The 12516-nt window shown below is 55.6% G+C and carries 10 protein-coding genes; all 10 read right to left on the reverse strand.

The genetic code is table 11. The features are described from left to right. Window positions 1-43: 43 nt before the first annotated feature. Complete coding sequence (gene iolC, locus H8B09_RS20840) at window positions 44-1054, reverse strand: 5-dehydro-2-deoxygluconokinase (protein WP_191205485.1); 1011 nt, start codon at window positions 1052-1054, stop codon at window positions 44-46. Further along, on the reverse strand, window positions 1051-1974 hold the full coding sequence (iolE, locus tag H8B09_RS20845; RefSeq protein ID WP_397376086.1) for a myo-inosose-2 dehydratase: 924 nt from the start codon (window positions 1972-1974) through the stop codon (window positions 1051-1053). Before iolE ends, iolC begins: the two co-directional genes overlap by 4 nt. A gap of 19 nt (window positions 1975-1993) precedes the next feature. Then, complete coding sequence (iolD, locus tag H8B09_RS20850; protein WP_191205486.1) at window positions 1994-3868, reverse strand: 3D-(3,5/4)-trihydroxycyclohexane-1,2-dione acylhydrolase (decyclizing); 1875 nt, start codon at window positions 3866-3868, stop codon at window positions 1994-1996. 179 nt (window positions 3869-4047) lie between these two features. After that, window positions 4048-4728 (reverse strand): MgtC/SapB family protein, encoded by a 681-nt coding sequence (locus H8B09_RS20855; RefSeq protein ID WP_191205487.1) that lies wholly within the window; start codon window positions 4726-4728, stop codon window positions 4048-4050. 39 nt (window positions 4729-4767) lie between these two features. Further along, complete coding sequence (locus tag H8B09_RS20860) at window positions 4768-7041, reverse strand: glycoside hydrolase family 88/105 protein (protein WP_191205488.1); 2274 nt, start codon at window positions 7039-7041, stop codon at window positions 4768-4770. Beyond that, window positions 7038-8804 carry a hypothetical protein gene (locus H8B09_RS20865; RefSeq protein ID WP_318152672.1) on the reverse strand — a complete coding sequence of 589 codons (1767 nt, stop codon included), beginning with the start codon at window positions 8802-8804 and terminating at the stop codon, window positions 7038-7040. Before H8B09_RS20865 ends, H8B09_RS20860 begins: the two co-directional genes overlap by 4 nt. 85 nt (window positions 8805-8889) lie before the next feature. Further along, window positions 8890-9558, reverse strand: a complete 669-nt coding sequence (locus H8B09_RS20870; protein ID WP_191205489.1) for a hypothetical protein — start codon at window positions 9556-9558, stop codon at window positions 8890-8892. A gap of 4 nt (window positions 9559-9562) precedes the next feature. After that, entirely contained in the window at window positions 9563-10513 is a 951-nt protein-coding gene (locus H8B09_RS20875) for a sugar phosphate isomerase/epimerase family protein (protein WP_191205490.1), read from the reverse strand. Window positions 10514-10605: 92 nt separating this feature from the next. Then, window positions 10606-11481, reverse strand: a complete 876-nt coding sequence (locus tag H8B09_RS20880; protein ID WP_191205491.1) for a carbohydrate ABC transporter permease — start codon at window positions 11479-11481, stop codon at window positions 10606-10608. A gap of 67 nt (window positions 11482-11548) precedes the next feature. Then, window positions 11549-12460: an ABC transporter permease gene (locus tag H8B09_RS20885; protein ID WP_397376087.1), complete on the reverse strand. Its 912-nt coding sequence runs from the start codon at window positions 12458-12460 to the stop codon at window positions 11549-11551. Window positions 12461-12516: the final 56 nt, after the last annotated feature.

A 12516-nucleotide genomic window follows, 5' to 3' on the forward strand; every position in this document is an offset into this window, starting at 1 on the left:
TGGAAAAGGAATGAGCTTAGAAGTACCTATTAATTCGTCGCTATTAATTCGCTACAATTTCGCCTCTGTTGCAGCGCTCGATGTAATCATGCACCTGCTCTACGGTCGGCATTGCGTCAGAGCAGCTGTGGCTGGAGATGACAATGGAAGCGGCGGCGCTGCCGAATGCCATGCTGTCGCTGATCGTCCAGCCTTGCATCAGGCCATACAGGAAGCCTGCTGCATAAGAGTCGCCTGCGCCGAACGTCTTAACGACCTGCGCCGGGTAACTTCTTGCACGGTGAGAGTCGCCGTCCTTCGTGTAGGCGATAGAGCCCTCCTTGCCATGCTTGATAATGACGATCTGCGCGGAATGATCGAACCAACGAGCAGCCGTTACGCGATCGTCACGGTCCGGGTTGTGCACGAACCGCTCCATCATGTCGAACTCTTCGCGCGTTCCGAGCAGAATGTCGCATTTCTCGGCGGCTAGGTTATAGTAAGCGGCCGTCTCCTCGTCCGACGTCCACGTGTAAGGCCGATAATCAAGGTCGAACGCGATGACGACGCCGTGCCGCTTCGCGTATTCGAGCGCTTGGAACACCGCCTCGCGAGAAGGGCTCTTCGCAAGCGCAGTGCCGGAGATAAGCAGCATCTGGGACTGTGCGATCACATCTTCCGGCACTTCGGTCGACTCCAGCAGCAAGTCAGCGGCATTGTCGCGATACATAAGAATGCTGCAGTCCGTCGGGCTTTTGATCTCGGTAAAAGCAAGCCCCGTCACCGCACCCGTCCGATCTACCGAGACACCCGTGCGGTCGATGCCTTCACGATCCAAGTATCCCGTAATGAATCGGCCCATCTGATCGTTCGCAACCTTGCCGATAAAGCCGGTGCGCAGCCCCAGTCGGGACATCCCGATGCAGATGTTAGCCGGCGATCCGCCGACATATTTGGTGAATGTCACCGTCTCTTCCATCGGTCGGTTGATCTCGTTTGCATTCAAATCAATGCACAACCGCCCGATGGCGACAAAATGATTCGGCTTGCTCCCGTTCCACGTAATCGGATTCATGCTTGCGCTCCTTTCCCGACCTCTGCGGCCAGCTTCCCGATATGAATGAGTGCTCGCAGCGCATAATCGAATGGCGGATGAAGCGCTGGATCCTGCTCGCCCTCCAGCATCGCCCAGCCATCGTAGCCTCGGCTCAGCAGTTCGGTGATGATCGGCTGGAAGTCTAGACAGCCGTCGCCGGGCACTGTGAACACGCCTTTGCGAATGCAAGTTACGAAATCGGCATTCTCTGCTCTTGCTTCGTCCAGCACCTGCTGGCGTACGTCCTTCAGGTGCACGTAAGCGATTCGATCATAATGCTTGCGCAGCAGCGCAAGCGGGTCCGATCCGCCATAATGGGCATGGCCGGTATCATACAGCAGCCAGACGAGCGACGGATCGGTCATGGCCATCAGTCGATCGATCTCCTCGTCCGATTCCACGACCGTCCCGCCGTGATGATGATACGCAAGCTTCATCCCATACTCGGCAGCGATGCTCCCCGCAGCGTTGAGCCCTTCCGCCAGCGACTGCCAGCCAGCTTCATCCAGTCGCAGCACTTCTTTCTCGTTAGGCGTGCGACGCGGATCAAAGTGCAGCGAGCCGCCGACCTCCGCCGTGCTGATGACCTTGCTGCCCATGCGGCTTAGAAACTCGACATGCGCCCGATAAGCAGCCAGCTCTGATTCGCGATATTCCGGTGCGGAGAACAGCACCGATTTCCACTGCGACACCAACTGAATGCCTCGGGAGTCAAGTGCCCGCTTCAACACATCCTCGTCCGTCGGATATTTGCGGCCCATCTCCGTGCCGGTCAAGCCAAGCTTCATAATATCGTTAAGGATCGTTTCGTATGTCGTATCAGCCCCGTGCTCGCGCACGTCTTCGCCGACCCAGTTGATGGGATGGGCGCCTAACTTGAACGTCAAGTTGCTCAGCATGCTTACTCCTCCTGTCTGCTTATCGATACGTCCGCGACGCTGCTTCCGCCGTCTTGCTTACTGACTCCGCATGCGCCTCATTCACCTTGACGCTGGCCGATACTTCCGGTACATCAACGCGCCACCACGAATCATAACCATCCGTATTCGTGCCTGGCAGAACCTTCACCTCGATCAGCGTCGTCGTGCTGCATTGCCGAGCCTCCAGCAGCGCTTTGCGAAGCCCTTCAGCTGTCGTCACCGTGCAAGCCGGAACGCCAAGGCTGCGAGCATGCCCTGCAAAATCAATCGGCATATAAGAGCCGCTCAGTTGCCCTGTATCGTGATCGCGGAAGCGGAATTCATTGCCGAAGCCGTCGCTGCCATGCCCGCGCTGCAAATTGTGAATGCACTGGTAGCCATTGTTGTCGAACAGCACAACCGTCATCTTGACACCCTCTTGCAGGCTCGTGACCAGCTCGGAATGAAGCATCAGGTAGCTGCCGTCACCCACGAATGCGTATACATCGCGATTCGGCTCTGCCAGCGCGGCGCCAAACGCGCCGCTTACCTCGTATCCCATGCAAGAGAAGCCGTATTCCATGTGATAGGTGCGCGGCTCCGACGGTCGCCATACACGATGCAGGTCGCCCGGAAGGCTGCCTGCCGCACAGACGATCACGTCGGATGGCTGCAGCGTCTCGTTCAACACGCCAAGCGCGCGTGTTTGCGTCAAGCCAAGATCGCTCTCCAGCGCATACAGCCGATCAACCTCGCGCGTCCATTCCGACTTCAGCTCCTCAAGCTCGCCTTCGCCATAACCGCTTGTATAACCGGTTTCGGACAACGCTTCGCGCAGCTCGTCAAGCGATACTCTCGCATCGCCAATAACGGCGCAGCCATCCAACTTCACCGAGTCGAATGGGCTAATGTTCAGATTCACGAACTGCACGTTCGGATTCGCAAACATCCACTTCGATGCCGTTGTAAAATCGGAATAACGCGTACCAACGCCGATGATGACGTCCGCTTCGTGAGCCAACCTATTCGCTGCAAGCGTACCGGTCGTACCGACACCGCCCATGTTCAACTCATCGTTCCATGGAAGCACGCTCTTGCCCGCCTGCGTCTCTGCGACCGGGATGCGGAATGCCTTGGCGAAAGCATGCAAGCTCTCGGTGGCATCCGCATAGTGAACGCCTCCGCCTGCGATGATAAGCGGCTTGCGCTTCCCGGCGATCAACTCTGCCGCCCTGCGCACTGCGTCAGCAGATGGCGGTCGACGATCGATGTGATGTACCCTCTTAGCAAAGAATGCTTCCGGATAGTCGTACGCTTCCGCCTGTACGTCCTGCGGCAGCGCCAACGTTACCGCTCCCGTCTCTGCAGGGTCGGTCAGCACGCGAATCGCCTGAAGCGCAGCCGTCATCAACTGCTCCGGCCGAACGATTCGGTCCCAATAACGGCTTACTGGCCGGAAGGCGTCAACAGCCGATACGGTGTAATCGCTCTGCACTTCCAACTGCTGAAGCACAGGATCTGGCTGCCGGCATGCGAAGTTGTCGCCCGGAAGGAGCAGCAGCGGAATGCGGTTAACAGTCGCCGTACCCGCCGCTGTCACCATATTGAGCGCGCCAGGTCCGATCGAGGAAGTACAAGCCCAGATTTGTCGGCGTCCGTTCTGTTTCGCATAGGCAGTTGCCGCATGCGCCATTCCTTGCTCGTTCTTGCCTTGAATGAATTGCAGCGTTCCGGCGCTGCGCTCCAGTGCTTCACCGATTCCCGTCACGTTCCCGTGTCCGAAGATGCCCATCACGCCGCGGACGAATTTCGTCTCCTGCCCATCCACGGAGATGTATTGGTTATCGAGAAACCGGAGAAGCGCCTGCGCCATAGTCAGTCGAATCGTAGTCATGGCTATCTACCTCTCTTTTCACATTTGGGATTAAGCGCTTAACCTTATTTAAAAAAGCACTGTCCGCTCCGCATCATTGCGTTGTCGGCAGATCTATCATTTTCAAACCATGTATGATAACTATCGCTATCGTGTATTGCCACTGCCACATTCAATTAGCATATAGCTGCGTTCATCCGTCAGGAGCTGATGCTCTCCACCTCGACCGAGATGACCGGCTTCAGCCGCTTCATCTGCTCGTAAACCGACACCGTCGGATAACGATCGGCGGAAGATAGAACGAGACGGATTTCCTTATGCCCGTCGCCCGTATCCCGAATCTTCGTATGCTTGACCTGATGCTCGCCGCGAATGCTTGCCATGACGTCATTCAGGTCTTCCGCCATATCGACGATCAGACAGACCGATATGTCTTTCTCCCGCAGCTTCGAGGGCCCGAATGCACGAACGGCGAACGGCACCAAGTTAACAGCAACGATAATGAAACAAACGGCCGTGAAAGCCTCTTTATAAAATCCCGCGCCAGCCGCGATCCCGAGCGCCGATGCCGACCAGACCATCGCCGCCGTCGTTAGTCCGGAGATAACGTCGTTGCTGCGCCGAAGGATGACGCCGGCTCCGATGAAGCCGACGCCGCTAATGATCTGGGCAGCCAGCCGCATTGGGTCCATATTCGTCATGCCGGGGTGCGTCAGCTTGCCCGAAGCCTCAATGGATACGATCGTAATGAGACAGCTGGCAACGGCAATAACCATACTCGTCTTCATGCCGAGCGGTTTATGGCGAAGCTGGCGATCCACACCGATGAGCAACCCCAATGCGAGAGCGGCCGCCAGTTTAACCGTATATTCCAACGCCACGGCTAGCCACCTCCCCGTCCGATCAGATGCACCGCAGGCTTAGATCTTAGCAGCTTCCGCAGTTGCAGCAGCACCTACGTCTGCTCCGAGCGCCTCTTCAAGCTGCATGATCTCCACGCCGGCAAGCATCATAATGCCAATGCCGTGATTATCGTTAATGACCGTACGCAGATCGAACATGTAATATTCCGGCGAGAACGAGTAGCGCGATCCGCTGCAAACGCCGTGTACGCTGCCCGTTCGGTCAATCGCCTTCTCCGTTAGTCCGCGCCAAGCCTTCTTCGCTGCGGTCGTATACGACGAGCCGTCCGCGAACCAACCGAACCGAACCCCACGAGCGAAAGCATAGGTGAACATCGCCGTGCAAGAAGCTTCTTCATAAGCTTCAGGCTGGTTCAGCACCTGCCTCCATAGGCCGGATTCACCCTGCAGGGCAGCGATTCCGCCGCACATCTCGCGGAAGAACGACAGCAGTTCTTCCCGATCTGGATGATCCAGTGGCAGCCGCTCCAGCAGCTCGGTCATGGAGAACAGTACCCAGCCATTCCCGCGACCCCATGGCATTCTCGTCGCTTGACCGTATTTGAAATCATAGACATGCGACATGATGCGTTCGTCTTCGATAAACAGATAGCGGCGGAACAGTAGAAACTGCTTCGCAGCTTCATCCAGCGCTTCTCGACGCCCTGTTGCACCTGCGTAACGCACTAGGAATGGGGTGCTCATATACAGGTCATCCGCCCACATCGTATTGGCTGCATATTCGCCCGGGCATAGGCGGTAGAAGGCGCCATCCTCCCGACGCTCCAGCTTGTTCAGCATGAAATCGGCGATCGCATCAGCGATTCGCAGGAATACCGGATCTCCTGCCATCGAATGCGCTTCGAGCATAGCGGAGCCGAACGAGCCGCAGTTATCCAGCATTTTGATGAGAACCAACTGCTGGTTGACCGACGGGAATCCGTATTGATCGCGATCCCATAACGAGTAATCATACATCTCGGTGCAGCTGCGGATATGGCGAAGCGCATAGTCGGCAAGCTCCGGCCGGTTCAACGTCCGGGAAGCCCGAAGCAGGCCGTACATCGTAACGCCAAGCGGATAATCCCAGCGGCCGTAGTTGGTCGCAGAGCCTGTCGTCCATTTGTTGCTCAACATCGCATTCTCGTAATACGGCCGCACTCTCGTATCCGGCGCATCTACCGACCAATACGTATGGCCGGATGGACGTCCTTTGGCATCAATCGCTGGCAGCAATGAGGTCATTGAGCGGACAGATGACGGGTCCGTGCTTACCTTCGGATCCAACGGACCGGCATACAGCCATGCCCCGTCGTATCCGTGCACAGGCCGAGGCAGTTCGAATGCGAGCTGGCGGCCTTCTGCGTGGGCATGGATGTCGAAGCCCCAGCCTTTCGGGCCGTTCATGGTGCGAATGAGCAGTTCCGGATGCGAAGATCCCAACGTCACGGTCGTACGGAACGATCCCGCTTCCGCCAGGCTAAGAACCTGCTCATTATCTAACCAGACGAATGTCGGGCCGTGAGCATACCCTTCGAGAGAGACTGTAAGTCCGTAGCCAACTGCATCAAGCCGCGTCCAGCCGTATGCTGCCGTCTGTCGGCTAGGCAATCCGAACAACCGCTCCACATTGGGCCTTCCTGAACGTTCTGTGTCCCACTTCGTCGCTGGAAGCCAAGCAAGGCCGCTGGCCTCCTCTACCCCCTCCGAATCAGGGAACGCTCCACTCACTCCGAATCGCGATGCCGAGACGGGCTCGGAATAAACCCAGCCAGCCATTCCATCCCGCGCTTGGAACGGAGCCAGTACGTTAAGGATTCGAACCTTGGCTTCTTCTGCGCCGAAGCGGCAGCCGAAGCCGGCTGGCGATCGGCGAACCTCGATCAGAATGTCGTTCCAGCCTTGGCGAAACAAAAGGGGCACGATTACTCGTGCGTCCGGCTTCATCTCGTCAACTGCACCGGATCGATACAGATGCTCTCCGTTCAAATACAACGAAGTCGGACCAAGCGGTTCCAACACGCCGTCGATCGACCGCTCATCGTCGCTCCACACGCGCCCGAGCATATAGACGTATTCGCCGTGTTTGGCTTCCGGCAGCCTGCTTGCCATCTCCATGTCGTATAATCCTTCGGCCGTCTGCATAATCCCAGCGGTCGAGAAGGCGCGAAGCGCGAAGGGGACTGGCGGATTCGCGCCGGTATAACGAGACGAGACAAGCTCTACAATGCCGCGAGCGTCATCTCCGAACGCATATTGCGAGCTTTGACGCTTATTGAAATATACGGTCATTCCGTTGCTCCTCCTTGCCCTTCATCACTTGACAGTCGGATATGGAACGTTCGATCGTACGGAGTAAGTAAATTAACGATCAACGTCTTACAATCGGAAGGCAGCGGTACATTGCGTATCGACTTGGCCATATGCTCATGCGCGCCGCCATCCAGCTCGATCCAATCCCCGCCTGACGCGTAGCGAACCGTTCCGTCCTTCCACCACTGCGTGCCGATATCCGCCTTCTCCAATTCGCCGCCTTGGAACTCGCCGTCGCGACCGAATACGAATGAAATTTGCGTAAGCAGCGGATCTGGCTTCTGACACACGACGCGAAGCGTATAGCCATCTGCCGTCCGCCTCAGTTCTACACCGACGCGATGCCCTTGCAGATGCGTGACCTCACGAAGCTGATGCGGCAGCAGGTACCAAGGACTGACCGACTCGCTCGCCGACTGCGGGAGCTGATTCGAGGGAATCGGCGCATAGTAGCCCTTAGACTCCACCCCGAACATCCGATAGCCATCTTCCAGCTCCTCCATGCCATTCATCTTGACGTAGCCTGGCTCGAACGATGAACCAACCCCAACTGCCAGCAGTTTCGCCTGCCCATGCCGCAATGCGAAGAAGGCATTCGTCTCAGCCATGACCGTCGTGCTCGTGATGCCAGAACGTTCCCTTGCGACCGGTGCGCCGAATTCGGGATGAAGTCGGCTGTGGTAGATGCGCCCGCCATGCCCCGCTCTGGCCATCTCGGCAAGATAATGCTCGCGCGAGAAGTCGCCGTTAATGATCACTCGGTACTCCTCAGGCAGCGGCCCCGGCTCAACAGACCCATCAAGCAGTTCCGGCCGAAGCAAGCAGCCCAGCAGGCTGTTGTTCGGTCCGGCGCCAGGATGATCCAACGCCTCGCCCGCCAGCTTCGCGAGCGCAGCAAAGAACGGATCGCGATCCTGGCTTGCCATCAGCAGGCTGACAAAGTGATAGCTCGACATATCGAACTTGCTGCCGAAGTCTTGACGTCCGGAATAGTCGGTCACGACCTCGCCGTCTGGATGAATGAGATAAGCCATCATTCGGAGGTTGCGGCGTACCGGCTCCAGCAGCTCAGGACGATCGAACAGCTCCGCCGCATGATAAAGCATGACATCGCTAACGCCGTTATAGATGCCGTTGCTCCGCTCCGTCCATTCGCCGTCCGGCGTCAGATCGATGCCCTCTGCTAGCCACTGCTCAGCTCTTTCCTTCAATTCCGGCTCACCCGTAAGCTGGTAGAGGAAGCCGAGTGCCGCCGACAATACCCAGCGATGGTTCGGCGTATGGCAGCCTCCGGTCGTCATTGCCGGAACCGCTCGCTCCAGAAACCGCCTCAGGTTCGTTCGCGTTTGAGCCAGCAGCTCCCATTCTTGTCGATTCAGCAGCTCAAGCACTTGCGCAAGCCCGACGACGACGAAACCCGTGTCCGGAGGCGAATGCAAATTCGTCCAGCCCGGCGATATGGTACCGTCGTCATGCTGGAAGCGCAGCATGAATGAAGAAGCAAGCTCCAGCCGTTCCAACATCGCCTCATCCCGATAGAAGCGAGAAGCCGGACTGGACAAAGCGCATGCCCAGAACGCCATTACCATCTGCGTCCCCGTATGGGTAGGCCATGCGATACCCGTATCGGCATCTGCAACGCCCCCGTAGAAACGATTCTCCTCGGCCAGTACTTGCCGGGCCATTCCTTCTGCTGCCCAATGATCATTGACGGCGATCAGCTTGTCGAACATTTCGATCATTCCTCTCTGCATCCATGCTACACGCACCGAGTAGCTCTATTTCCCTATCATCTATTGATCTATCATTTATTGATCTACTATATTGTTATTCGCCAGGAAACAGCCGAATCTTCGCGAGCTCTCGCTCGATCCGAATTGGAATTTCCTCAAATAACGATTGCCACGGCACGAACAGCTCTTGCGGCCACTCGTAGTCATATTCCTCGAAAGTGTCATCCGGAACGAACCGGAATCGATTGTACAAATAGAGACGCACTCTTGCATTGGTGTCCGCACTCGTCTCCGGCCGATTATCGAACCATTCGGGAAGCGTTAGGCCATCCAGCCCGGCATCCCGGTCCGTGCAGGTAAGATAGCCAGGCACTAGCTTGAACAACTCTGGCATCGGCGAGAATGCATGCTTGCCCGGCTGCGAATAAAGCCGCACCTGCGTGCCATCCAGATTGGATCGGTCCGGCAGCAGCGACTTCAAATATCGGCCGTGGAAGCTCGCTTCCGCGTCGCCCACTGTTCCGTCCTTATTGATATAAATCCACACATGCTCCAGTTCATAGAGATGTTGGATGTCATAGTCCCAGTAAATGGCGTACTCTAATACGTAGTCGATATCGGCGCTGTCGAAGGTGAACTTCCTGCGGAACGAAGGCGACTGATCGCCGTCCTTCAACTCCGTCACGCCAATTCGAACGGGATAGAACGGTTCCTTGCGGTCGAACAACAGCTTAGGCGCATACTTCAGCCAATTCTCGTTCATATCCTTATACCTCTAGCGCAGCAAGCTTAGAGAGCAGCTTGTCGTGGCTCTCTTCGATTTCCTCTGCCGTGCAGGCAGCCTTCAGTTCATATACCTTGACCGGCGCTGCGGCGATAATCGGAAGGAAACGATCGAAATACTCATTGTCTCCGCTGTGCACATAAGGGCACCAATGGTCCGACAGGCCAACCGTTTCGTGAATGTGAATGCCAACAACACGATCCTTAATGAGCGGTATGTCCGCTGCATTGTCGTACAAGCCCATTCGTTCCATCATCATGCCGTGGCCAAAATCGTACCACAGCCCGACCGGCGCATCTGGCAGTCTATCGAAAATCGTACGTGCCTCGCGCAGCGTCGGCATCTGGTAACAGCGCGAACGCGTCTCGATGCCGATGGATACGTCCCAACCCTTCGCAGCAATACGGTCGCATACTTCTTCAAGGCTGTTGCCGATTCGCTCCAGGTAATGCCCGTTCAATGACTCGCGGCGTTCGATCATCTCGGACCATAGCTGACGATAGGCGTCGGAATCCTTGCCCTGTTCGTGATAAATCCCTTTAAGCGCCTGGTCGATGTTGTAATCGAACGGCACCTCGCCGGGATGGACGACAACAGCCTTCGCGCCGTAACGATGTGCGTATTCAGCCGAGCGGAGCAGCAATTCGATCGACCGCCGGCGCTTCTCCTCATCATCGAAGCCAAGCAGTACGGAATCCGTGCCGTAATCGGGATCGGGTACGTGAGGAAATGTATTGTGAACACTTGATACGCCGATCTCGCCACGTTCGATCATAGGTTCGATCGTCGAGAGCAATTCGTCGTTCACGTTATAATTAAGCTCGACATAACGGAAGCCAAGCTCCTTAATTTCTTGAATCATACTGCTGCCGACGGTATGTCGTTTAATATTCCAGCAGGTCGAGAACGAATAAATCCCTTTGTCTTTTCCCATAAGTGCCTCCTGTATATGGCGGCGGCCTGTTAGGGGGCTGGCTCTTCCTATTCTTTAGGTACTTCCAAGCCGCCCTGTATGGCTTTCAGCCGCTATCCTTTCACTGCACCCAGCATGACGCCGCTGACAAAATAACGCTGCAGCCATGGATATACGATCAGAATAGGTACCGTCGCAAAAATGACGCTGGCTGCCTTCAAGCTTTCCGGCTGCAGCATGTGCTGGCCCGAAGCGCCCTCGAGCGACATAAGCTGACTCACCATGTTGTTCTGCACAAGCTGATACAACTTCAACTGCAGCGGATACAACTCTGGACTCGTGATGTACATCAGCGTGTCTGTGAACGCATTCCAGCGGCCGACTGCGTAGAAGAGGCTCAACGTTGCCAATACAGGCAGCGACAGCGGTACGATAATGCTGATGAGCGTACGGAAGTAGGAGCTTCCGTCGATCTGAGCGGACTCCTCCAGACTATCGGGAATGTTCTGGAAGAACGTAATCAGAATAATCAGATAGAACGGGCTAATGAGCCCCGGCAGCACAAGTGCCCATATCGAATCGAGCAAGTGCAAGTTCCGTACAAGAATATATTCCGGAATAATGCCGCCGCTGAAGAACATTGTAATGATGATGAAGAACATGACCGACTTGCGTCCGCGAAGCGACGTCTTCGAGAGCGGGTAAGCCGCCGCGATCGTCATCGAGATACATAGCACAGTGAACAGTGCCGTGAGCATCACCGTAAAACCAAGCGAGCGGATCATGGAGGAATCCGAGATGACCTGCGAATATGCGCTCCAATTGATCTCGATTGGTATTATGCTGACCTCGCCGGACATAATGGAACGAGCTGAGCTAAGCGAAATTGCGATTATATGAAGAAACGGAGCTAAACACAGCAGCACGAAAACTAATAAAAGAATGAGGTTGACCGCATCAAACATGCGGCCTGCGTGGCGATCGTTCATGTCGTTCGCTCCTTTCTTAATGTTCGAGAGCCAAGGCGACTCTTACATTCTGAGGACGAAGGATGCCTTACAGAATGCTCTGGTCTGCCAGCTTCTTGGACGCATAGTTGGCGCCAAGGACGAATACGAGACCAACAACAGCTTGGAACAAACCAACAACCGTCGCAATCGTATATTGGCCGGATTCAATACCAACTCGGTAAACGAACGTACTTAATACGTCGGAATAGTCCCGTACAGAAGTGTTGCCGATAATATAAGGACGTTCAAAGCCAATTGCAATCATATGGCCGAGGTTGATAATAAGAAGCGTAACGATCGTAGGCTTCAAGCTCGGCAATGTAATGCTCCAAATTTTGCGGAAACGTCCGGCGCCATCCACATCTGCCGCTTCGAACAGTTCCCGGTTAATGCCTGTAAGCGCTGCCAAGTAGATGATCGTTCCCCAACCTGCGCTTTGCCAAACCCCAACAACCAGATAAGTGATCAGCCAATCGCTCTTGTCTGTAAGGAATGGAATGGCATCAAAGCCCATTGCCGTTACGATATTGTTGATCATGCCGGACTGCGTGCCGAACACCTGATAAACAATGCCGCCGATAATAACCCAGGAAATAAAGTGCGGAATGTACAGAATCGTTTGCGAGAGCTTCTTGAACCAAGTGATCTTTAACTCATACAGCATAACTGCGAGAATGAGCGGCGCCGGGAAGGACACCAGCAGGTCCAGAAAATTCAACATCAATGTATTGCGCAGCGTCTTAATGAAATCCGGCATCGCGAACACTTCGCGGAAGGCGTCGAGCCCGATCCATTTGCTGCCGTTAATGCCTTGGAAGAAGTTGAAGTCTTTGAAAGCGATAATGATGCCGTACATAGGCCCGTATTTGAATATGGCAAAATAGAGCACCGGCAGGAAGAGCAGCGCATATAGCTGCCAATATCTCTTGAAGTACAAGATCGCGTTCAACGCAATCATCCTCCCTCTTGCTTGCAATGGTTCCCGGGCGAGGGGCGCCCGCCATGGCTGAGATG

Source organism: Paenibacillus terricola (genome assembly GCF_014779765.1).
In the GTDB taxonomy this organism is placed as follows: domain Bacteria; phylum Bacillota; class Bacilli; order Paenibacillales; family Paenibacillaceae; genus Paenibacillus_T; species Paenibacillus_T terricola.

Bases quoted from the DNA above. Each gene is read 5' to 3' on its own strand.
- H8B09_RS20880 (WP_191205491.1), bottom strand. From the start codon at position 11,481: ATGAACGATCGCCACGCAGGCCGCATGTTTGATGCGGTCAACCTCATT.
- iolE (WP_397376086.1), bottom strand. From the start codon at position 1,974: ATGCTGAGCAACTTGACGTTCAAGTTAGGCGCCCATCCCATCAACTGG.
- H8B09_RS20875 (WP_191205490.1), bottom strand. From the start codon at position 10,513: ATGGGAAAAGACAAAGGGATTTATTCGTTCTCGACCTGCTGGAATATT.
- H8B09_RS20860 (WP_191205488.1), bottom strand. From the start codon at position 7,041: ATGACCGTATATTTCAATAAGCGTCAAAGCTCGCAATATGCGTTCGGA.
- H8B09_RS20870 (WP_191205489.1), bottom strand. From the start codon at position 9,558: ATGAACGAGAATTGGCTGAAGTATGCGCCTAAGCTGTTGTTCGACCGC.
- H8B09_RS20885 (WP_397376087.1), bottom strand. From the start codon at position 12,460: ATGATTGCGTTGAACGCGATCTTGTACTTCAAGAGATATTGGCAGCTA.
- iolD (WP_191205486.1), bottom strand. From the start codon at position 3,868: ATGACTACGATTCGACTGACTATGGCGCAGGCGCTTCTCCGGTTTCTC.
- H8B09_RS20865 (WP_318152672.1), bottom strand. From the start codon at position 8,804: ATGATCGAAATGTTCGACAAGCTGATCGCCGTCAATGATCATTGGGCA.
- iolC (WP_191205485.1), bottom strand. From the start codon at position 1,054: ATGAATCCGATTACGTGGAACGGGAGCAAGCCGAATCATTTTGTCGCC.